This window comes from Flavobacterium palustre, assembly GCF_014639535.1.
In the GTDB taxonomy this organism is placed as follows: Bacteria; Bacteroidota; Bacteroidia; order Flavobacteriales; family Flavobacteriaceae; genus Flavobacterium; species Flavobacterium palustre.
In genome coordinates this window covers 68,998-91,723 of the sequence record NZ_BMGA01000004.1, presented here as the reverse complement: position 1 = coordinate 91,723, position 22,726 = coordinate 68,998, and the positions used below count along the sequence as shown (strand labels likewise).

General features: G+C 34.1%; 21 protein-coding genes. 13 read left to right on the top strand and 8 right to left on the bottom strand.

Annotated elements, in window-relative coordinates; genetic code table 11:
* Window positions 1-6: 6 nt before the first annotated feature.
* The 6 genes from IEV84_RS09545 to IEV84_RS09520 form a co-directional block, all read right to left on the bottom strand.
* The gene (locus tag IEV84_RS09545; RefSeq protein ID WP_188494062.1) at window positions 7-1,206 is read right to left on the bottom strand and encodes an OmpH/Skp family outer membrane protein; all 1,200 of its coding nucleotides are present in this window, start codon (window positions 1,204-1,206) and stop codon (window positions 7-9) included.
* A gap of 35 nt (window positions 1,207-1,241) precedes the next feature.
* Window positions 1,242-3,905: a BamA/OMP85 family outer membrane protein gene (locus IEV84_RS09540; protein ID WP_229732649.1), complete on the bottom strand. Its 2,664-nt coding sequence runs from the start codon at window positions 3,903-3,905 to the stop codon at window positions 1,242-1,244.
* Between the two features lie 7 nt (window positions 3,906-3,912).
* Window positions 3,913-4,653, bottom strand: a complete 741-nt coding sequence (gene uppS / locus IEV84_RS09535) for an undecaprenyl pyrophosphate synthase (RefSeq protein WP_188494060.1) — start codon at window positions 4,651-4,653, stop codon at window positions 3,913-3,915.
* A gap of 3 nt (window positions 4,654-4,656) precedes the next feature.
* A complete protein-coding gene (gene porG / locus IEV84_RS09530; protein ID WP_188494059.1) occupies window positions 4,657-5,340 on the bottom strand; it encodes a type IX secretion system protein PorG in 684 nt (227 codons plus the stop codon).
* Between the two features lie 168 nt (window positions 5,341-5,508).
* A complete protein-coding gene (locus IEV84_RS09525) occupies window positions 5,509-6,393 on the bottom strand; it encodes an NAD kinase (protein ID WP_188494058.1) in 885 nt (294 codons plus the stop codon).
* A 5-nt stretch (window positions 6,394-6,398) separates the two neighbouring features.
* Window positions 6,399-7,055, bottom strand: a complete 657-nt coding sequence (locus IEV84_RS09520; protein WP_188494057.1) for a CBS domain-containing protein — start codon at window positions 7,053-7,055, stop codon at window positions 6,399-6,401.
* 115 nt (window positions 7,056-7,170) lie between these two features.
* Between IEV84_RS09520 and IEV84_RS09515 the strand changes: the two genes are divergently transcribed.
* From IEV84_RS09515 to IEV84_RS09465, 11 genes are all read left to right on the top strand, one after another.
* Window positions 7,171-7,884 (top strand): pyridoxine 5'-phosphate synthase, encoded by a 714-nt coding sequence (locus IEV84_RS09515; RefSeq protein WP_188494056.1) that lies wholly within the window; start codon window positions 7,171-7,173, stop codon window positions 7,882-7,884.
* Window positions 7,885-8,055: 171 nt separating this feature from the next.
* Window positions 8,056-8,817, top strand: coding sequence for an alpha/beta fold hydrolase (locus tag IEV84_RS09510; protein ID WP_188494055.1), 762 nt, complete (start codon window positions 8,056-8,058; stop codon window positions 8,815-8,817).
* Between the two features lie 146 nt (window positions 8,818-8,963).
* Window positions 8,964-10,070: a glycoside hydrolase family 43 protein gene (locus tag IEV84_RS09505; protein WP_229732648.1), complete on the top strand. Its 1,107-nt coding sequence runs from the start codon at window positions 8,964-8,966 to the stop codon at window positions 10,068-10,070.
* 12 nt (window positions 10,071-10,082) lie between these two features.
* The gene (locus IEV84_RS09500) at window positions 10,083-12,002 is read left to right on the top strand and encodes a family 43 glycosylhydrolase (RefSeq protein WP_188494053.1); all 1,920 of its coding nucleotides are present in this window, start codon (window positions 10,083-10,085) and stop codon (window positions 12,000-12,002) included.
* Window positions 12,003-12,090: 88 nt separating this feature from the next.
* On the top strand, window positions 12,091-12,429 hold the full coding sequence (locus IEV84_RS09495; RefSeq protein ID WP_188494052.1) for a phage holin family protein: 339 nt from the start codon (window positions 12,091-12,093) through the stop codon (window positions 12,427-12,429).
* A gap of 84 nt (window positions 12,430-12,513) precedes the next feature.
* On the top strand, window positions 12,514-12,882 hold the full coding sequence (locus IEV84_RS09490) for a hypothetical protein (RefSeq protein WP_188494051.1): 369 nt from the start codon (window positions 12,514-12,516) through the stop codon (window positions 12,880-12,882).
* Between the two features lie 153 nt (window positions 12,883-13,035).
* Window positions 13,036-13,416 carry a heavy-metal-associated domain-containing protein gene (locus IEV84_RS09485; RefSeq protein ID WP_188494050.1) on the top strand — a complete coding sequence of 127 codons (381 nt, stop codon included), beginning with the start codon at window positions 13,036-13,038 and terminating at the stop codon, window positions 13,414-13,416.
* 87 nt (window positions 13,417-13,503) lie between these two features.
* Entirely contained in the window at window positions 13,504-14,031 is a 528-nt protein-coding gene (locus tag IEV84_RS09480) for a heavy-metal-associated domain-containing protein (RefSeq protein WP_188494049.1), read from the top strand.
* Window positions 14,032-14,835, top strand: coding sequence for a hypothetical protein (locus tag IEV84_RS09475; protein WP_188494048.1), 804 nt, complete (start codon window positions 14,032-14,034; stop codon window positions 14,833-14,835). It abuts the gene before it with no gap.
* Between the two features lie 25 nt (window positions 14,836-14,860).
* Window positions 14,861-15,460 carry a DUF3347 domain-containing protein gene (locus tag IEV84_RS09470; protein ID WP_188494047.1) on the top strand — a complete coding sequence of 200 codons (600 nt, stop codon included), beginning with the start codon at window positions 14,861-14,863 and terminating at the stop codon, window positions 15,458-15,460.
* A 269-nt stretch (window positions 15,461-15,729) separates the two neighbouring features.
* On the top strand, window positions 15,730-16,560 hold the full coding sequence (locus tag IEV84_RS09465) for an MOSC domain-containing protein (protein ID WP_188494046.1): 831 nt from the start codon (window positions 15,730-15,732) through the stop codon (window positions 16,558-16,560).
* Between the two features lie 12 nt (window positions 16,561-16,572).
* Here the strand turns inward: IEV84_RS09465 and IEV84_RS09460 are convergent, their stop codons facing one another.
* Window positions 16,573-16,971 (bottom strand): response regulator, encoded by a 399-nt coding sequence (locus IEV84_RS09460; protein WP_188494045.1) that lies wholly within the window; start codon window positions 16,969-16,971, stop codon window positions 16,573-16,575.
* Complete coding sequence (locus IEV84_RS09455) at window positions 16,958-20,107, bottom strand: PAS domain S-box protein (protein ID WP_188494044.1); 3,150 nt, start codon at window positions 20,105-20,107, stop codon at window positions 16,958-16,960. Before IEV84_RS09455 ends, IEV84_RS09460 begins: the two co-directional genes overlap by 14 nt.
* Window positions 20,108-20,484: 377 nt before the next feature.
* Between IEV84_RS09455 and IEV84_RS09450 the strand changes: the two genes are divergently transcribed.
* Both IEV84_RS09450 and clpP read left to right on the top strand, forming a co-directional pair.
* Window positions 20,485-21,810: a trigger factor gene (locus IEV84_RS09450; protein WP_188494043.1), complete on the top strand. Its 1,326-nt coding sequence runs from the start codon at window positions 20,485-20,487 to the stop codon at window positions 21,808-21,810.
* A 200-nt stretch (window positions 21,811-22,010) separates the two neighbouring features.
* Window positions 22,011-22,685, top strand: coding sequence for an ATP-dependent Clp endopeptidase proteolytic subunit ClpP (gene clpP, locus IEV84_RS09445; RefSeq protein ID WP_188494042.1), 675 nt, complete (start codon window positions 22,011-22,013; stop codon window positions 22,683-22,685).
* The last annotated feature ends 41 nt before the right edge of the window (window positions 22,686-22,726 follow it).

Genomic DNA, 22,726 nt, shown 5'->3' with positions numbered 1-22,726 from the left:
ATTAATTTATTGTTTTAATTTTTCTTCTCTAGCAGCTTTGATAGAGTCTCTTTGTTTAATAATTTGTAATCTTCTTTCTTCTAATGCTTTTTTGCGATCTTCAATAATTTTTTTTCTTTCTTCCAGAGATTTTGTTTTAGCTTCTTCTATTTTTTGTTTGGCTAATTCTGCTTCCGTTTGCGATGGTTTTGTTGTGTCTTTTACAACTTCAGTTTTAGTATCGCTCGAACTTGTTGTTTTTTTTGCGGCAGCAGCTGCGGCTCTGTCATCCAGAATTTTTTGTCTTCTTTCTTCTAATTCTTTTTTACGGTCTTCAATTGTTTTGTTTCTTTCTTCAACTGCTTTCGCTTTAGCATCTGCTGCCTTTTGTTTGGCTATTTCAGTTTCAGTTGGAGCGTCCAGAGTTGCAACTTTTTGAACCTCTGTTTTAGCTGTTTCAGAAATCGTGCCATTTTTTTTGGCGGCTCTTTCGTCTAAGATTTTTTGTCTTCTTTCTTCGTATTCTTTTTTCTTTTGTTCTACGGCTGCTTTTCTGTCGGTCATTATCTTGTCTCTTGCCGCTTTTCTTTCGTCTAAGATTTTTTGTCTTTCAGCAAGACCTGGATTGTCGTCTATAGCATCTTCTTTGTTTTCCTTTTCTTCTTCGGCTGCTAATTCTTTTTTGCTTAGCTGTTCTCTTTTTTCAGTTCGGGTAATGATTCGTAGTACCTGATCGCTGATGTCAAATCTTTTGTCGGCAAAAATCATCGTTAAATCAGAGGATTTGTCAAAAATGAAATCATACTTTTTTGCTTCGGCAATATCCTGAACTGCTGTAAAAACCTGGTCTTGTATTGGTTTTACTAATAAGGTTTTCTGACTCATCAGTAAACCATTTGGGCCAAATCTTTTTTGTTGCAGTTCTAATAGTTCATTTTCCAGAAAGCTGATTTCTGTTTCTCTTTCTTCGATTAATGATTTGGTTAATAAAGCTTTCTCTGCGGTGAGTGCCTCTTTGACCTTGTTGATTTCTAGTTTTTTAGCTTCTATTTCCTGTTTCCATTTTTCTGCTTTTTCTTCTAACAGCGAATTAGATTCGTTATAACTCTTTACATTTTGTAAAATGTATTCCATGTCAATAAAACCCACTCTGTTTCCACGAGTTTGCGAATGAAGGCTGTTTGCAGCAATCGCGGCTAAAAATAGCAATAAAAAATGTTTTCTCATAACTTTAAAGTATTAGAAAATCAGTTAAGCAATTTTTAAAATTGTTGCCCAATAATGAAATGAGTTTCCCATCCGTTTGGAGTATTTAATCCCGGTAAGGCATCAAATCCATGCGCAAAATCAATTCCTAGTAATCCAAATGCCGGCATAAATACTCTTAAACCAAGTCCCGCTGAACGTTTGATGTCAAACGGATTGTAGGTTTTGAAATTGTTAAAGGCATTACCTGCTTCCAGAAAAGCCAGTGCATAAATAGATGCTGCTGCTTTTAATGTTATAGGATAACGCAATTCCATAGAGAATTTATTATATACTGTGGCTCCAACTTGTGCTCCATTTTGAAGTGGTGTTAATGAGCTGTTAGGATATCCTCTTAACTGAACGGTTTCTCTACCATCCATTGCAAAGTTTGCCATACCGTCTCCACCCACAAAAAATCTTTCAAAAGGAACTAAACCTCTCTCTTGGTTGTATGCACCAAGGAATCCAAATTCAGTTAATGTTCTTAGAACAAATTTACCATAAACTTTGGTGTACCAATCCGCTTTGAACTTAATTTTATAATATTCTAACCAATTGTATTTTTTTTGATCTACTTTGGCGTTATCAGCAGAAGCGTCTGATGCAGAGTTTGCTCTCAAATAAGTTCCTGAACTTGTTCTTTTGAGATAGTCGTTTTCTGTAGGAATTCCATTGCTGTTGTCAATTGTTAATCCTGCATCTGGATCATATTTTAGTTTGTAAGCTTCCTGATTTTCTAAATCTCCATAATCAACTCCGTTAAATAAAGAGTAAGGAGGTGTGAATTTTGCAGAAATACTAAATTCAGAACCGTAAGTTGGGAATATTGGATTTACCCCTTTGTTGCTTCTTGAAAGTCCTACGGTATAAGCCAGGTTTCTTGAAGATCCGTTTCCAAAAGTAAATAATCCTGTATTGTAATTATTCAAATCATAATGTTGGTAACTTACAGATTGTGATAATACAAAGAAATCATCAGGAACGGTTAAACGTTTTGCAAGTCCCAGCGATACGGTAAAAATGTTAAAACTTCTGGATTTATCAACGTCAAAAGTGATAAAGTTGTTTAAGAATTGTTTACTGTATGAAATCGATGAACTGAATTGTACTGGCTTTTTTTGTCCAAACCAAGGTTCAGAGAACGATACACTATACGTTTGGAAATAAGTACTTCCCTGTAAACGTAAGGATACTTTTTGACCGTCACCCATTGGTAATGGTTTATAAGCAGCTTTGTTTCCTATGTTTCTTGCCGAGAAGTTGTTGAATGAAAGTCCTAAAGTTCCAATGAAACCACCTCCGCCGTAACCTCCCTGAAGTTCAATTTGGCTGGATCCTTTTTCAACTAAGTTGTATTCAATATCAACTGTTCCGGCAGCACCATCCACGTTTTTGAATTTTGGATCAATAGCTTCAGGGTCAAAATAACCCAGCTGACCTATTTCACGCACTGTTCGCACCAGATTTTCTTTACTGTATTTTTCTCCCGGTTTGGTTCTTAATTCTCTATAGATAACACGGTCATTGGTTTTGTCGTTTCCTACTACGGTAATGTGGTTAAAATAAGCCAAAGGACCTTCGGTTACTCTCACTTCAAAATCAATAGTATCATTGGCTGTTTTTACTTCTACCGCATTGATGTTAGAGAATAAATAACCATTGTTTTGGTATAAATTGGTAATGTCTTCTCCGTCAGGTTTTGATTTATCGGCAATTCTTTTTTCAAGTAAAACTCCGTTGTAGGTTTCTCCTTTTTTAATACCCAAAATTCGGTTTAGAAATTGATCTGAATAGACAGTGTTTCCTAAGAATTTAATGTTTCCAAAGTAATATTTATTTCCTTCTTCAACATTTACTTTGATAGCTAAGGTGTTTTTGTCTTTGTTGTAACTTACAGTATCCGAGACAATTCGGGCATCACGATAACCTTTTTCTTTGTAAGCTTCAATTATTTTGTCTAAATCTTCTTTGTATTTTTCTTTGACAAATTTTGATGCCTTCAATAAACGAATAGGATTTTTTTGCTTGGTGTCTTTCATTGCACCACGCAATTTTTTATCCGAAAGTTTGGTGTTGCCTTCAAAGTCAATAGCGCTGATTTTTATCTTATCGCCTTTGTCAACGCTCACAACCATATTTACCTGATTGATGGCTGAAGTGTCTTTTACCGTATTAATATTAACTTTAGTATTAAAAAAACCGTCTTTTTTATACTTGTTTTCGATGTAGTTTTTAGTTGTAGTAATCAAGTTTTCGTTTACTACTTTGCCCTTTGTGAGGCTATTGTCTTTGATTAAAGCTTCGGTTTTACTTTTCTTAACGCCTACAAATTTTACATCATTTAATTTAGGAAGTTCTTTGATGTCTAAATCCAGGTAGATGCTGTCGTTCTCAATGCGATTAACGTAAAACGAAATTTCGTCAAAAAGTCCCAGTTTCCCCAGTTTTTTGATTGCCGAACTGATTTCTTCACCGGGTACTGTGATTTCCTGCCCTTTTTGTAAACCTGCAAAAGTGACTACTGTTTGGTCGTTAAAACTGATTTTATTGGTCAATTCAACCTTGGCTAAGATGTATTTTTTGCCCTGGTCAAATGGTACTCTGTCTTGTGCCTTTATTTGTGAAAAACTTCCCAGAAATACTAGGGTAAGTAATGCCTTGATACTTTTATTCAACACTAAAAAATTATTTAATTTGTTCACTTGTTTTTCCAAATCTACGTTCTCTTTTTTGATAACTCATGAGTGCCTCATAGAGGTGCTCTTCTCTGAAATCAGGCCACATAACTTCAGAAAAAAATAATTCAGCATAAGCAATTTGCCATAGTAAGAAATTGCTTATTCTGTGTTCTCCGCTTGTTCTAATTAATAAATCTACATCGGGTAGATTTTGCGTGTAAAGATGCTCATTTATAATTGAATCGTCAATAGCGTCAATTGAAATTATATTATTTTTAACTTTATCAGAAATCTTCTTTACTGCGTTTACTATTTCCTCTCTTGAACCGTAACTGAGGGCTAACGTTAGGGTCATTCGGGTATTATTTTTCGTTTTTTCTATTACATCAAGAAGTACTTTTTGAGCTGATTTTGGCATCAGTTCAATGTTTCCTATCGCATTGAGTTTGATATTGTTTTCTTGAAAAGTACTAAATTCCTTTTGTAAGGACTTGATTAATAATTTCATCAGGGTTTCAACCTCCAGTTTCGGTCTGTTCCAGTTTTCGGTAGAAAAGGCATACAATGTTAGGTTTTCAATACCTAATTTGATACAGTTCTCTATGGTGATCTTTACAGATTTTGTGCCGTTTTCGTGACCTATTGATCGCAATAAGCCTTGTTTTTTTGCCCAACGACCATTGCCGTCCATAATAATGGCAAGGTGTTTAGGTAAGTTGTTTTTATTTAAAGTATCCAGTATGCTCATTTTTTATTGTGGACAGTAGCAGGGTTTTTCGCCAAAGGTATAAGTTAATGTTATCCCCGAAAAAACATACCAATCATTATTATTTAAATTTCCAAAACGCAATAGGCTTAAGCTGTTGTCTTTTGGGTTGCTGCCATCAAGATTATCAGTAAAAGTATAGCGTGCTCCAGCCTCAACTCCTAATACAAAGCTTCTTGATATTTTGGATTTTATTCCTACAATCATCGGAATTGCAATCCCGCTTTTTCCTTTATTTTTCTTAGTTTCTCCTAATTCGACATATAAATCGTCATACCTTAAAAAATTAATTCCCGAAGTCACATAAGGCGTGATTTTACGGTCTAAGGTGTGAAGATCAAAATCAAAAAAGTTGAATTCAAGGGCTAAAGATAGTTCTTTTATGCTATTTTCAAAATGATAGCCTCTAAGACTTCTTCCGGGTTCTTCAGAATCGCGGTCGTCAGCAGTAATTGTGGACTGCGAATAGGAGATTCTCCAGGAATGTCTTGGGCTTTTGTTCCATTTGTACAAAATGCCAAATGCAGGCTCACCAGGTGCAATATAAGTGGTTGATCCTACATCGCCTATGTAGTTACTTCCGCCAATAAAAACTCCTATTTCGTGTATTTGTGCCTGTAAACTCACGCTTAGCAAAAGACCTATTATTACGCTTAAATTTTTTTTCATTTTCATAGAAAATTCTGCAAATATAACAATTATCAATACGAAACAATGCCCGTTGAAATAAATGTACTTTTTTTTGAAAAAAAATCCATTTATCTTAATCAGAAGTCGTTTTTGTTTTTATTTAAACGTTAAATTTTGATCGTATTGTATAAATTAGCAGATAAAAAACTAATTTCTTTTGTCTTCTCCCCAAAGCAATTTGCTTCTTAAGGTTTTTAAGAAAGTTTCGTTAGGGATTTCGACCATATTAATTTGAAATGGCGTTTTTTTAATGGTTAAAACCGTTTCATTTCCCATAGATGTAATCCTGGAATCCAGTGAAACTAAATAATTTTCTTCTCTGCCGGAAACCTTTAACATGATTTCGGTTTCATCAGGAATAACTAATGGTCTTGCGTTAAGATTATGAGGAGCAATAGGTGTGATGACTAAACTTTTCACGTCAGGAGTTAATATTGGTCCGCCGCAACTTAGTGAATATCCGGTAGAACCTGTAGGAGTTGAAATGATAAGTCCGTCAGCCCAATATGAGTTTAAAATTTCTCCATTGAGATAGGTTTCTATTGTAATCATCGATGTGGTGTCTTTTCTGCTTACCGAAACTTCATTCATGGCAAAGTTAATGTCGTTCAGAGCTTCGTTCTCAGGAGTAGAAGTCAAACTTAGCAATGTTCTTTTAGAAAGCGTATATTTTTTATCGATTACAATCTGCAAAAATTCGTCGATTTTTTCTTTTTGAACGGTGGCCAGAAAGCCCAGTCTTCCTGCGTTGATACCTAATATTGGTATTCCTGAATTTCTAACTAAGGCAGCAGCTCTTAAAATGGTTCCGTCTCCTCCGATGCTTAAAAGCATGTCAAAACCAGAGTCTAATTCGGTGTGGGAACTAAAGGTTTTGTATTCTTTTTCGATGATTTTTTTTTCCTGAATTAGCGCTAAGAATTTGGATTCGATGACTATTTCGATGTTTCTTTTGTTGAAAAATACAAAGATGTCTTTTATAATTGGTTCTGTACTATTTTGATAATATTGACCGTAAATGGCTATTTTCATTGGGTTTACATGTTAAGATATTTGTCTAAATAGTCTGAACGTTCTTTTAAATTAGTGATATAAGTGTCTTCGTGGTGTTCGGATATAATTTCGTAATTGTATCTTCTAAAGGTTTGGATAATTTCATTGATGGCTCCGGAACTTATTTTTATAGTTACTTCGACACTGTCAATATCAGATTCGGATATAAACAATCCTAAAAGTTTGCCGTTATTGCTTTCGACAATTTGAGTAATTTGACTCATCGAATAGTCCAGAATCCCTTTTCTGATTTTTACTATAGCACCCTGTTCTTTGATAAAAGGAGTCTGATGGAAAAAATTGATGATGTCTTCCATTTCATAATAACCAACATACTTATTGTTTTCGTCTAAAACCGGAATCAAATTGGAATGGTTTTTAGCAAAAACTTCTAAAACTTCCATCCAGATAGCATCTGTTCTGATGAAAAAAGTTTCCAGACTGTATTTGTAATCCTGAACTTTTTTTTCTTCTTCAAAAGTTTCAACATCTTCCGCCGAAATACTTCCTATGTAGATTTCTTCTTCGACTACAGGGAAGTGAGAAAAATTGAAATCGCCCAAAAAATCCCTAACAGTACCAATAGTTTCCTGGCTGTCAATAGGTTTGAAATCGTTAGTGATGTAGTTTGTAATTTCCATTTTGTTTGAATGCTCAATTTTTATGCAAAATAATCAAAAAAAGGCAAAATCGCCTAGCTTTTACTTTGTATTTTTGTAACCAAATTATAGTTTTTCGTAATCAAAAATTGTTCCAATGACAAAATTAAGTGTAAACATCAATAAAATAGCAACTTTACGTAATGCCCGTGGAGGAAATGTCCCGGATTTATTGAAAGTAGCGACCGATATTCAAAAATTTGGCGGACAGGGAATCACCATTCATCCACGTCCCGATGAGCGTCACATTCGTTATCAGGATGCCCGCGATTTGAAATCGATAGTTTATACTGAATACAATATCGAAGGAAATCCACAGCATAATTTTATTGATTTAGTTTTGGAGTGTAAACCGGATCAGGTAACTCTTGTTCCGGATGCTATTGGGGCGATTACTTCTTCTGCGGGTTGGGATACGGTGAAAAATCAGGCTTATTTAACCGAGATGATTCAGGAGTTTCAACGCAATGGAATTCGTACCTCTATATTTGTTGATCCGGTTCTTGAAATGATTGAAGGAGCAAAAAAAACAGGAACAGATAGAATTGAATTATACACCGAAGCTTTTGCACATCAATATGCTTTAGGGAATGAAAAAGGAATTGAGCCTTATGTGAAATCGGCTGTTTTGGCCAATGACTTAGGTTTAGGAATCAATGCAGGACATGATTTAAGTTTAGATAATATTCAGTTTTTTAAACAGAATATCCCGGGATTATTGGAGGTTTCTATTGGTCATGCTTTGATTTCCGAGGCTTTGTATCTTGGTTTGGAAAACGTAGTTAATATGTACTTGCGAAAATTGAAATAACTTTTTGTTTCGCAAAGATGCGCCAAGGATTTAGCAGAGGGTCACAAAGAAAATAATATCTGTTTTCGAAAAGACTCCAAGTTTTTTCAAAATAGTAAATGGTAATTCTCTTAGCGTATCTCTGTGTTTACTTTGCAAGACTTTGTGGAATAATTTTTTAAAATCTAATAAATGCTTTATTCAAAAATAGAAGGAGAAGGGAACCCTTTTTTAATTATACACGGATTTCTGGGAATGTCCGACAATTGGAAAACCTTAGGGCAGCAATTTGCAGCTGAAGGTTTTCAGGTACACATGATTGATATGCGCAATCACGGGCGCAGTTTTCAATCGGAAGAGTTTAGTTACGAATTAATGGTTCAGGATGTTTTTGACTATTGTCAGGCTCATTCTTTGGAGTCAATCAATATTTTAGGGCATTCAATGGGCGGGAAAATAGCGATGCTTTTTGCAACCCGATTCCCTGAAATGGTCGAAAAATTAATTGTTGCCGATATTGGTCCTAAATATTATGCGCCACATCATCAAACCATTTTAGCGGGATTGAACGCTGTGGATTTTTCGGTTAAACCAAGTCGTGCCGATGTTGAAGCAACTTTAAGTGAGTACATCACCGATTTTGGAACCAGACAATTTTTGCTAAAAAATCTGTATTGGCAAGAACCGGGACAATTGGCATTCCGATTTAATTTGGCTGTTTTAAATAAAGAAGTTGTAGAGATAGGAGTTCCTTTGCCATCGGAATTGGTTTTTGAAAAACCAACACTTTTCATCCGTGGCGGTAGTTCCAATTATATTTTAGACTCAGATGTTGAAAATATAGCTGCTCATTTTCCACTCATGAAATTAGAAACAATTCCAAATGCAGGACATTGGCTTCATGCCGAAAATCCGGTCTTGTTTTACCAAATGGTGATTTCGTTTTTAAAATAATGTTTGAAAATAGAACTAAATGATTTATACAGAGCAGCAACTTTCGGGTTGCTGTTTTTTTTAGATATATTTTGATAAATGTATAAAAAACACTTATGTTTGTGCTCTTCGAAAAAATATTATTTAACCACCAAACCAAAATAAAAATGATTGTTACTATTTGTTCTGATTTTTTGAAACGTTTTGAACCAAAAAGAGTTGTTTTGTTCCTGTTGACAATGCTGCTTTTGCAAAGTTGTGGTTCAGTGAAAAATAAAAATAATCACTCTTCGAAAGAAAAAATGAGTGCCTATTTAATGACTTACTTTAAGGATGATACTCACGGATTGTATTTTGCATTAAGTAAAGATGGTTATAGCTTTACTGATGTTAACAGTGGTAAACCGGTTATTGCAGGCGACACGATTGCCGAGCAAAAAGGAATTCGTGATCCTTATATTATGCGTGGCAACGATGGCTACTTTTATCTGGCTATGACCGATTTGCATATTTACGGTAAACAAAAAGGTTATCGTGAAACCGAATGGGAGCGTCCCGGGGATAAATACGACTGGGGGAACAACAGGGATTTGGTTTTGATGAAATCAAAAGATTTAATTCACTGGTCACATTCTATTTTAGATATCGATAAGGCTTATCCGGAGTGGAATGTGGGTTGTGTTTGGGCTCCCGAATTGATTTATGATGAAGTGAAGGACAGAATCATGATTTATTTTACGATGCGAAAAGGCAAAGGAAAAACCCAATTGTATTATGCTTATATGAATAAGGATTTTACAGCATTGGAAACAACTCCGGAAATTCTTTTTGAATATCCGGATAGCACAAAACAGGTTTTAGATGCTGATATTACAAAATTGCCGGATGGAAGATTTTGCATGATGTATGTGGCACAGGAAAATCCTGGCGGAATTAAAATGGCATTTTCGGATAAAATAAACAGTGGTTATGTTTATCAGCCGGAACAAATAGATTTCGAAAAAAAATCATGCGAAGCTCCAAATGTATTTCAGCGTTTAAGCGACAATAAATGGGTGTTGATGTACGATATTTTTAGTGTTAATCCACATAATTTCGGATTTGCAGAAACTACCGATTTTAAAACATTTACTGATCTTGGTCATTTTGATGAGGGTGTGATGAGACGTACCAATTTTACGGTTCAAAAGCATGGTTCGGTTATTCATTTAACAAAAAAAGAAGCACTTCAATTAGCGAAGCATTGGAATACAAACTTTTCATTTGAAAAATAAAAATAGCACAACATGAATAAATATGTATTAAAAACAATTCTTTTTACGATTATAGGTTTTTCAGGTTTAGTTGCCCAAAATAAAAAGATGGAAGGCTACTTGTTTGCTTACTTCGAAGGTAAAGGAGCTGGCGAAAAGCAGGAACAACTGCGTTTTGCCGTGAGTGATGATGCGGTAAATTGGAAAGCCTTAAATAATAATGAACCTGTAGTAGCATCTAAAGATATTTCAAATACAGGAGGAATTCGCGATCCGCATATTTTAAGAAGTGCAGACGGAAACCGTTTTTATATGGTGGCAACCGATATGAATACTAAAAAAAATGGCTGGGATTATAATCCGGGAATCACTTTACTTAAGTCTGATAATCTGTTGGATTGGAAATCAAGTGTTATTGATTTAGAAAAATTATATCCGGTGAAATTCAAAGGGATCAAATGGGTGTGGGCTCCACAGACATTTTATGATACCAAAGCCAAAAAGTATTTGGTGTATTTTACAGTTCGATTTAAATACAATGAAAAATTGGATTTTTATTGTGCCTATGCCAATAAAGATTTTACCGGTTTTGAAAAAGAACCTCAGTTAATGTTCAGCCCAAAAGACGGCGCTATTGACGGAGATATTATTTATAAAGACGGGATGTATCATTTCTTTTATAAAGGAAATACCAAAGATGAAAATGGCAAAGAAATTAAAAACGGAATCAAACAGGCTACAAGCAAGAAATTGCATGGGCCATGGAAAGAAAGCTTCGAATATTTAGATGCTTATGCTAATACAAATACGAATGTAGAAGGCTCTTCGGTTTTTAAATTAAATAACAGTGACGAATACATTTTGATGTATGATTTGTATTCTAGTGGTCGATATGAATTTCAGCGTTCCAAAGATTTGTATCATTTTACCGAAAAAACAGAATCATTTACGAAAGATTTCTTCCCAAGACACGGAAGTGTAATTAGTATCACTAAAGAAGAAGCGCAACGATTAAACGAAAAATGGGGAGGAGTGCCACAAAGTTTGTTATTGTCAAAGGATGGAAGTTATCGTTTTCAATCGGCAGGAAATCCAATTATTAAGCATAAATATACTGCTGATCCGGCTGCATTTGTGGAAAAGGATACGCTTTGGCTATTTACCGGTCATGATTATGAAGGCGGACAAAAAGGCTATAAATTGAAAGATTGGTTGGTTTTTTCAACCACCGATTTGAAAAATTGGACCGAATATCCTGTTCCTTTAAAAATCGAAGATTTTAAATGGGATAAAACCAATGATGCTTATGCCGGACACGCTATTAAAAGAAATGGGAAATACTATTGGTATATCAGTACCAACGGTTCTGGAATAGGAGTAGCGGTGGCTGATAAGCCGCAAGGTCCTTATAAAGATGCTTTAGGGAAACCACTTTTAACAAATGCTGATTGTTTTGCTTCTACTCATGGCTGGACGTGCATCGATCCTGCAGTTTTTATTGATGATGACGGACAGGCTTGGTTGTTTTGGGGGAATGGAGTTTGCTATTATGCTAAGCTGAAAGAGAATATGATTGAACTGGATGGTCCGGTTAAAAAAATCGATTTTGAGGGATTACAATTTACCGAAGCTCCCTGGGTACATAAAAAGGATGGAAAATACTATCTGAGTTATGCTAGCGGTTTTCCTGAAAAAATTGCCTACGCCATGGCGGATTCCATCGAAGGTCCATATGTGTATAAAGGGATTTTAAATGAAATTGCCGGAAATTCAAATACGAATCATCAGGCAATACTGGAGTTTAAAGGAAAGCCTTATTTTATTTATCATAACGGAGCAATGCAAACAAATGGTAGTAGCTACAGTCGTTCTGTTTGTATTGATAAATTGGAATATAATTCGGATGGTACTTTAAAAAGAGTTATTATGACATCTGAAGGAGTAGCAAAATAAAACGACGTAGGATTTGGCAATTTCTTATTTAAAGAAATTGCCACAATTTAAAATAGTAGTATTTTTGAGCTATTAAAAAATACAGTCAATGAAATTAATTATTAGAATTTTAACTACTTCCATCTTAGTATTGCTTATTTCTCATTTTATGAAAGGTGTGCATGTAGCCAGTTTTTCAACATCAATTATAGTAGCAATAGTTTTAGGATTGCTAAATGTTTTTATTAAGCCTATTTTGGTATTGTTTACCTTGCCAATTACTTTTTTTACACTAGGACTGTTTTTGTTAGTCATCAATGGTTTAATTATTATATTGTGTGATAATATTGTAGGCGGTTTTGATGTTGATTCTTTTTTTACAGCCTTGCTTTTTAGTATTATATTATCGGTTTCACAATCTATTGTCAATCTTTTTGTGAAGGATTAGTAATTTATAAAATAATCATAAATACAAACGGCTTTTATTTTGGCAAAATAAAATTTATTAATTTTGTGTCATAATGGATTTAAAATGAACAAAATCTACTTCATATTGTTGGTATTACTGGGTTTCTTTTTGATGCCCGGTTCTGCGTATGCTTGTGGGGCAGGTTCAGGAAAACATTCCTGCAAAATGGAAATGTCTTCCAAATCAAAAAAGCACGATTGCTGTAGCAAAAAATCAAAATCCAAAGAAACGAAAGACAAAGGTTGTTCCGGTAAATGCGGACAATCCATGTGTAGTGTTTCTCCCGTAAATATTGGAATTGCTGCTCCCATGCACTATGAAATACTAAAACCTCTTTTTAGTATTACTGAAAAAAAACAAAATTTCTCTCATGTAATATCTGTCCTTTCCGATGGATATACTTCACTTTGGCTTATTCCTAAAATAGCCTAAAATTTCTTTTTTGATAGCCATTGGTGTATCAAATTCAAAGTAAATTTACTTTACAATCATTCAAATTTTCGGTTAATTAAATAAATGTGCAAAGGCGTTTTTGTCTGCTTGCTGTTATTGATTAACTTTTTATTCAAATAAATATATAAAATCATGAAATCATTAAAAAAAATAATGATAGCAGTAGTTGTATTGCTATCAACTCTGGCTGTTAATGCACAAGTTAAAAACAAAAAAACAGAAACTGTAAAAATATCAGGCAACTGTGAAATGTGCAAAAAGAACATTGAAAAAGCAGGTAACTTAAAAAAAGTTGCTGTTGTAAACTGGGATGTAGATAGTAAAATGGCAACTTTGACCTATGATTCCTCTAAGACAAATGCGGATGAAATTTTAAACCGAATTGCCAAAGCCGGATACGATAACGAGAAATTCTCCGCTACCGAAGAACAATACAAAAAACTGCATACTTGTTGTCAGTATGACAGAGATTCTTCCGGAACTACAGAGAAAAAAGATAAAAATCATCACTAAATTATTCTTTTAGTGCTACAGCCTTTAGGTTGTTTTTAAAATTCCTAAAGGCTGTATTACATTGATAATTTTCAAAATTTAAAAGCAATGAAAATTGATAATATAAAAAAACTATTGCTCGTATTTGTAATGCTGTTTGCTGTTATAAATTCGTATTCCCAAATTTCGAAAGCCGAAATTATAGCTACCGGCTTAACTTGTTCAATGTGTTCGAATGCTATCAATAAACAACTTAAGGCAATGCCTGAAGTTGAAAAAGTAATAATCGATTTGAATGCCAATACTTTTATGGTTTCTTTAAAAAAGAATAGTGGAATTACGCCTCAGGCATTAAGAACGAGCATTGAAAAAGCCGGATTCTTTGTGGGTTCCATGGTTTTGACTGTAGATGTTGATAACGCAGTTCGGGTAAAAGATAATACAAGTTTTAAAAATGCAAGTGGAACTTATGTTTTTGTGAATCCTGACGAGGATATTACCGGTGCTACACTTAGATTAAAAGTACTGAATAGTGGTTTTGTAACTAAAAAAGAGTACAAACAATCGACCAAAATGCTGTCGAAATATATTGGTTTTGGAACCCAAGAAGGAATCTATTATGTAAAAACTATATAGATGAGGAAATTTATAATAGTAACACTGTGTTTGTTGTCGTTTCAAATCAATGCGCAGGAATTATTTGTAATGACCGAACCTGCCAGTAATATGCCTACAGGCTCGATAGGCGTCAGGGATATGAGTCTCTTTGCTTTCAAGAAAAACGATGGTTATAATTACCATAATATGCCCGAATTAATGTGGGGTGTAAACAAGGATTGGATGATTCATGCTTCGGCTTTTTTGAGTGATAAAAAAGGTGATTTAACTTTAGAAGGAGGAAGTTTGTATGCTAAATATCGATTTTTCTCGGTTGATGATTTGCATAGTCATTTTAGACTGGCGGTTTTTGGGCGAATCAGTACGAGTAATGCTAATGTTCATCAGGAAGATATAGAGACTATGGGTATGAATTCGGGTTATGAAATAGGAGCTGTAGCCACTCAATTGATAAATAAAACCGCTTTGAGTGCTTCGGTAAGTTACGAAAGAGCCCTGAATAATCAGGATAATATTTTTCCGGATACATTCAGCAATAGTGCCATGAATTATACTTTTTCGATTGGGCAATTGATGTATCCTAAAAAATACACTAATTTCAAGCAGACAAATATCAATACAATGCTGGAGTTTTTAGGACAACGATTGAATCAAAATGGGAAATCTTATCTGGATGTTGTACCTTCGGTTCAGTTTATTATCAATAGTCAGGCTCGAATAGATTTGGCATATCGTCGCCAAATATATAGCGAAATGGAACGCGTTAGCACCAATAGTATTTTGTTGAAGTTAGAGTACACTTTTTTTAATGCAACCAATTAATTTTAATAATTCTAAAATTTTAAAAATGAAAAAAATAATTCTTTCCAGTCTTTTATTAGCCGTTGTATGCTTCAGTTGTAATCAGAAAAATAAAGAGGAGGAAAAATCAAAAACTGTAGTCGAAACTGCAAAAGCAGAGGAAGCAGCAGCAATTGAGGAAATTACAGAGGTTAGTGATGTTGTAAAAGCATCTGTTTCCACTGAGGCTATTATCGATAGTTATTTGGAAATTAAAAATGCCCTGGCAAATGACAATTCTGCTGAAGCGGCAACAATGGCGGCTGATTTTTCTAAAGCGGTTGAGGCTACCAAAACTGATAAAATAGCAGTTGAATTAAAAGACAAATATTCTGAAGCTACAGAAGAAGCTAAAAAACAAGCGGCTTTAATTGTGTCGAATTCAGGGAAAATAGATCAGCAAAGAAAATCTTTTGCTGTTTTAAGCAAAAATATAACAAGCCTGATTGCTACTTTTGGGACAAATAAAAAATTGTTTCAGGATTATTGTCCAATGTATGATGAAGGAAAAAGCGGTTATTGGATAAGCGAAATGAAAGCCATCAGAAATCCGTATTATGGTTCAGAAATGCTGGAATGTGGAGGAATGATAAAAGAAATTAAATAGAGTTTTTGTTTTAGTCTTTTTTTTAACCACAATCCCGATAGCTATCGAGACACGAAGTTTTTCGCAAAGTTCACGAAATTTTTTAAATAATCTGTGATAATCTGAATAATCTCTGGTTGAAAATAGAGGCTAAAAATAAGAGTTTCATAAAATTTAAACCATTAAGGTAGTTAAGGTTCATTAAGTTTTACTTAATTTTCTTAACTACCTTAATGGTTTTAAAGAATCCAGCTATTTATAGTTTTTTATTATTTTTGAAAAAAAATAAAATGTTGCAACTTTCAGAAATCTGGATTTATCCTGTAAAATCATTGGGCGGAATTGCTTTAAAAGAAGCTAAAGTTACCGTTCGTGGTTTGGAAAATGACCGCCGTTGGTTGCTGGTGGATGAAAATGGACTGTTTGTTACCCAAAGAGAACATCCCGAATTAGCTTTGTTTCAGCCCGAAATGGATTCTGAATTTTTGAAAATTACCCATAAAGGAAAACAATCAGAAGCTTTGAAAGTTAGTGTTGCGACTGATTATCCCAAACTAAAAAGCAAAATCAAAGTCCAAATTTGGGAAGATGAAGTGGAAGCTTATGAGGTAAGTGATAATGCCAATGCGTGGTTTTCTGAACGATTGGGTTTTGTAGCAAAGCTGGTGTATATGCCCGAAGAAAATCACCGAAAAGTAGATCCTGATTATGCGGTGAGTGCTGATAATGAGACTGCTTTTTCAGATGGATTTCCGTTTTTACTGATAGGTCAATCTTCTTTAGATGATTTAAATTCACGATTAGCAATTCCTGTTCCGATACTTCGTTTTCGACCTAATATTGTTTTCACAGGAGGCGAAGCTTATGAAGAAGAAACATGGAAAGAGTTTACAATTGGTTCGCTTGTTTTTTATGGCGTAAAACCCTGTGGACGTTGTGTTATGACTACCGTAGATCCTGAAAATGGGAATTTTGCAGGCAAAGAACCTTTGCACACTTTATCGCAATACCGTAAAGTAGGTAAAAAGGTGATATTTGGGCAAAATGTGATTGCTGGTCAGGAAGGTGTTTTACAAATAGGAAACATGCTTCGTATACAAAAAAAGAATCCTGTTTTATAGGGGTCTTCTTTTTTAATGATTAATTTCTTCCAATACAGTTTTGATTTCTTTCAGACTGATAGGTTTTATTAAATAATTCCCGTTTAAATTGTATTCTTCTGCTCTTTGTTTATCTTCCTCACTATTGGAGCTGGTAAGTATGTATATGGTAATTTTAGTTTTAATAGGTATTTTAGTGAATTCATCTAAAAATTGCCAGCCATCCCAAACAGGCATATTTAGGTCTAATAATATAATTTCAGGAAGCTTTTCACTAGAAAGAAAGATAGCTTTCAGTTTGTCATAGGCCTCTTTACCGTTTTTATAGACCATAATGTTTTCTACCATACCTGACATTTCAATCATTTTTTTGGTTATGAACAGGTGTGTTGGATCATCTTCTATGATGCATAACAGATCAAATTTTTTCATGTTCTAAATATATTTTAAAAGTTGTACCAATGTTTACTTCACTTTCGACTTCAATTTTACCATTCATCGATTCTATTTGGTTTTTGGTTATAAATAGACCAATACCTCTGGAGTCGCTGTGGTTGTGAAAGGTTTTGTACATGCCAAATAGTTTGTGACCATGCTTTTTTAAGTCAATTCCTAAACCATTGTCAATAAATTTTAGAATGACATGTTTGTTGGTTTCTTCAGTTTGAATTTTCAAATAACTTTCACGCTCGTTTGATTTATACTTGATTGCATTTGTAATGAAGTTCATTACTACACTATCTAGATAGGCAGGGATTGCTTTTACAGTGGTATTTGTATTTACTTCGTTTGAAATTTTGATATTTTGCCTTTTAGTCTGAGTGATTAAGCTATTGACGTTCTTTTCAATGACGGTATTTAAGGAAACGTTTTTAAATTTTTCTTTGGTAGATAGATTAATTTGGACTACTTCGGTTAGATGTTCTATGGTTTCGGAAAGATTTGAAGAGGATTTTTTTAAATAATCAAAAAACTCGGTTTGTCCAAAATCCGGATAATCAGATTCTATCATTTCAATTAATGTACTAATACCTCCTGAGTGTGAACGTAAATTATGAGAAACAATGTAAGCAAAGTTTTTTAGGCGTTCGTTTTGTGATTCTGCAATTTCCAGTAAAGCAAGAGTTTCCTGTTCGGCCTTTTTTAAGTTGCTAATATCCGTGGCTACACCCAGAAAACCGGTTAATACTCCGTTTTGAATAAGCGGGTTAACTGATAATAAAACAAGAAATGTACTTCCGTCTTTTCTAACATATGTCCACTCTCTGGTTTCGGAAATTCCTTTTCGGGCTTTATGTACAAAAACATCAAAACCTTCTACTTTTTCACCTGTTTTTTCATAGATTTCCTGACCAACATTAATTACTTCCTCAGCAATATGAATGATTTGGGGAGTAACTTTGCTAATTACTTCTTCGGCTTTATAACCTAATAAAAATTCTGCACCCTCATTAAATGCGGTAATTGTTCCATTAAGATCTGTACCTATAATGGCTACTTCGGAGCTGGCATTTAGCAAAGCTTCGTTATACGCATTGGTTTTTGCTAATTGTCTTTCGAATTTTTTTTGAGCCGTAATATCTAATATTTGGGAGATAAAGTATAAAATAGCTCCATTTTCATCCCGTACCATTGATACACCCAGTATGGCATGAATGATTTGTCCGCTTTTGTGAAAATAACGTTTTTCCATGGTGTAGCCATCACGGTTGCCGTTGATTAATTCTTCAAGTAAATTTAAATCGGCTTCCAGATCATCAGGATGTGTGATGTCTTGAAAAGTGAGTTTTATTAATTCATCCTCTGAATAACCTATGATTTGACAAAGTTTTTTGTTGACTTTTAACCATTGTCCTTTTTCGTTTAATAATGCCATACCTATGGCTGCCTGTTCAAAGTTGCCTCTGAAAGCCTCTTCGTTGATGCGTAATTTTTCTTCTCTGAATTTTCTTTCGGTGATGTCTTTATGAGTTCCATACATCATAAGTGGTTTACCATCGTCAGTCCAGCTGAAAACTTTTCCTCTGTCATGAACCCAAACCCAGTTACCGTCTTTATGCTTCATACGAGCTTCTAATTCGTAGAATTCAGCTTTTCCTTCAAAGCATAAATTTAATCTTCGTCCAGATTCTTCCAGATCATCAGGATGGGCGAGTTTTATCCAGGTATCTATACTTATTGGTTGCAATTCTTCCAATGTATAGCCTACTATTTCTGCCCAACGTTCATTGAAAATAGTTTCTCCGCTTTGAACATTCCATTCCCAGGTACCCACATTAGTTCCTTCTAAAAGGGCTTTAAAACGAAAACGATCATCGACTATTTTTTGAATAGGTCTTCCTTCCGGAACGATAAAAACAACATTGTTGTTTTGGTCAAAAACTGGGCGCATACTGAAAAGTATCGTTACCGGATTTTGATTAGCAATCCATATTAATACTTCATATGAGATTTCTTCCCCATTTAGTACTTTATTGAAATTTTCTTTTAAGGTTTTTTGGGTCTCTTTTGAAATTTGCCACCAATAACAATCCCAAAATGGTTTGCCAATAACATCTTCTGATTTAATACCAGCTGTTTTGATAGCGGTTTCGTTGGCTTCAATTAAAATTCCTTTAATATCCAATAAGCCAATAAATGAAAACGTAGAGTTGAAAATTCCTTGGTATTTCTGTTCTGATTCTTTGAATTTTGTGATGTCTTGAAAAGTTCCAAAAAGTTTGGTGATTTTTCCGTTTTCGATCCATGCCTTACCAGATGAACGTACCCATTTGAAATTGTTTTTGGCTGTAATAAAACGACATTGCACATCAAAAGGTTTTCCTGTTTTTATTGTGTTTTCGATAGCATTTATTATAATGTGTCTATCGTCAGGATGATAAAATTCAATCCCTTTCGTTTTGTCAAAAACTAAATCATTCGCTACCTCATGAATTTGATAAACTTCATCAGTCCAAAAAGCAATCCCATTGGATAAGTCTAGCTCCCAAGCACCAATTTTATTGATTCGTTGACTTTCATTGAATAAAAGAGATGTTTTTTCAAATTCTTTATTTTGTTCTTTTAGTTCAAAAGTTTTTCTGCGAAGTTCTAATAGATTGATTACTTGTTTAGCGAGTAATTTTAATGAGTCAATTTGCTTTTCAGAAAGTTTTTTAGGATTGTCGTCAATAACGCAAATTGTGCCTAAAGGGAAGCCGTTTTCATTAATTAATGGTATTCCTGCATAAAATATCACTTTTGGGTAATCAGTAACTAATGGATTGTCAAAAAAACGTTCGTCCTTGTTAGAATCTTCGATGATGAAAATTTCATTAGGTTGATTGATAGCGTGAGCACAAAAAGCTAAATCTTTTGCTGTTTCACGTTCTTTTAATCCATGATGAGATAAAAACCATTGTTTATTTTCGGTAATAAGGCTAATTAAAGAGATTTTTGTTCCACAAATTTCGGCTGCCATTCGGGTCAAAAAATCGTAATCTTCGTTTTCTAGAGTCCCAATAATTTGGTACGAATGAAGTTCTGCTAATCTTTGATCTTCGTTTTCTGGTATATGTGGTATTTCCATCTTAATGAATTAAGGATTTATGGTCTTTGTAAGTGGCGAATCACCTAGGGTTTGCTATAAAAGTATAAATATAGATTGCTAAAAACAAGAAGAAATAGTGTTAAAAAAAATAGTTTTTTTTATGATAATGTAAGAAATGAGATTATTAAATATAACGTATTACGGAAATGTTTAGTGTGTTTTAGAAGTTTTGACTTTCACAAATCATTTAGTTTTTGTTGTTTTTAGTTGAATTAAAAATAAAAAATGTAAGTCGATTTTTGGTTAAATAACTGCCTTGAATTCAATACTAAAGGTTCCGATGCAAAAAGCTTGCTGAACTTATAAAAATTTTATAATTTTGCCGTCCAATTTTATTACGTAAATTAAAGAAGAAGATGGATATTAAAAGAGTAGCAATAGACGCTGTAAACGAGACAATTGTAATGACTGTGGTTCACATGGATTACAAAGGTCAGGTAGCTAAAAGAATCAACGAAAAAATGCCTTTAGCACAAGTAAAAGGTTTTAGAAAAGGTGCTGTGCCTAAAGACCTTGTTGAAAAACAATATGGTAAAGCAATTAAACAAGAAGAGGTTAAGAAAGTAGTTGACTTGGCTTTAGAGCGTTACATTCAGTCTGAAAGATTAAATCTTTTAGGTACTCCACTTCCTAAAGTAAACGAAAATTTAGATTGGTCAGCTGAAGAATTAGTTTTCGAATTTGAAATTGGTTTAGTGCCAAACTTCGAATTAGACTTAGATGCTAAAAACGATATCGTAAAATATGTAGTTACTGCCGACGATAAATTAATCGACGGACAAGTAGAGCGTATTCAAAAACAATTTGGAAATGCTATTCCACAAGAGGTTGTTGTAGAAGGTGCTGATTTGAAAGGGATTTTCACTAACGAAGCGGAAGGAATCGGAAATACTACAACTATCTCTTTGGATGTTTTCAAAGACAAAGCTACTGCTGATAAATTCATCGGTAAAAAAGTAGGTGATGTAGTTACAGTAAATACACAAGGTTTATTCCAGGATGATCACCAATTAATGGATTACTTAAAAGTAAGTCATGATGTGGTTCACACTTTAGCGGTTGATGTTGATTTTACAATCGAAGCAATCACTGTATCTGAACCAGCTGAATTAAACCAAGAATTATTTGATAAATTATTCGGAGAAGGAAAAGTAGCTTCTTTAGAAGAATTGAAATCAAAAATTAAAGAAGATGCTGAGTCTCAATTTGTGCAACAAGCGGATCAAAAATTATTAGGAGATGTAACTGAGTTTTTAATCGAAAACACAAAATTCGATTTACCAGCTGAATTCTTGAAAAAATGGTTGCAAACTGTAGGTGAGAAAAAATTAACTGCAGAAGAAGCTGAGGTAGAATACGCTCGTTCTGAAAAAGGATTGCGTTTCCAATTAATCGAAGGAAAAGCATTATCTCAAAACGATATCAAAATTACTTTTGAAGATTTAAAAGCTTTTACAGCTAAAAATATTAGAATTCAAATGGCTCAATTCGGACAAACGAATCCTACTGACGAGGAAGTTGAAGGAATTGTTGCCAGAGTTTTATCTAACCAAGACGAAGTGAAAAGACTTTCTGATCAGGTAGTTGCTGAAAAATTATTGGAGTTGTTTAAAGAAAAAGCAAATCCAACTACTAAAGAAGTGACTTACGAAGAATTTATTGCAGCTTCTTACGGAGAATAAATAATCTCGTGAATAGCTTTGGCATTAGCCAAAAGTTAAAAAAATAGTTATATTTGAGCGTCAGAAGTTTTTTTGGCGCTCTTTTGTTTTAAATGTTTGTGAAAACAAAAAACAAGACAGAATGACATTATTTGTAAAGAGGTATGACCTTTGCTTTAATGAAAAAATAAGATATAACTTAAAACATAGAACAAATAGATATGAATTACGGTAAAGAATTTAAAAAGTTTGCTACAAAGCACCAAGGAGTAAATGCTATGTATTACGATAAAATCGTAAATGCGATGACACCTACTAATATGACTCCGTATATTATTGAAGAACGTCAATTAAACATTTCGCAATTAGACGTTTTCTCAAGGCTGATGATGGATAGAATTATTTTTCTGGGAACAGGAATTGATGACCAGATTGCAAACATCGTTCAGGCACAATTACTTTTCTTAGAAAGCGCTGATGCCTCTAAGGATATTCAGATTTATTTGAACTCTCCGGGAGGAAGTGTTTATGCCGGATTAGGGATTTATGATACCATGCAATATATCAAACCTGATGTAGCGACAATTTGTACCGGAATGGCAGCTTCTATGGGAGCAGTATTGTTATGCGCCGGTGCAGCAGGAAAACGTTCGGCTTTACCACATTCAAGAGTAATGATTCACCAACCATCAGGAGGAGCACAAGGTGTTGCATCTGATATGGAAATCAACTTACGCGAAATGTTGAAATTGAAAGATGAGTTATACAGAATTATTTCTCATCATTCAGGACAGGAATTTGATAAAGTATATGCCGATAGTGAGCGTGATTACTGGATGATTGCCGAAGAGGCAAAACAGTACGGAATGATTGATGAAGTTTTAATAAGAGGATAATTAGTTAAGGGTTTGTTGTTTATTGTTTATGGTTCGTCCAA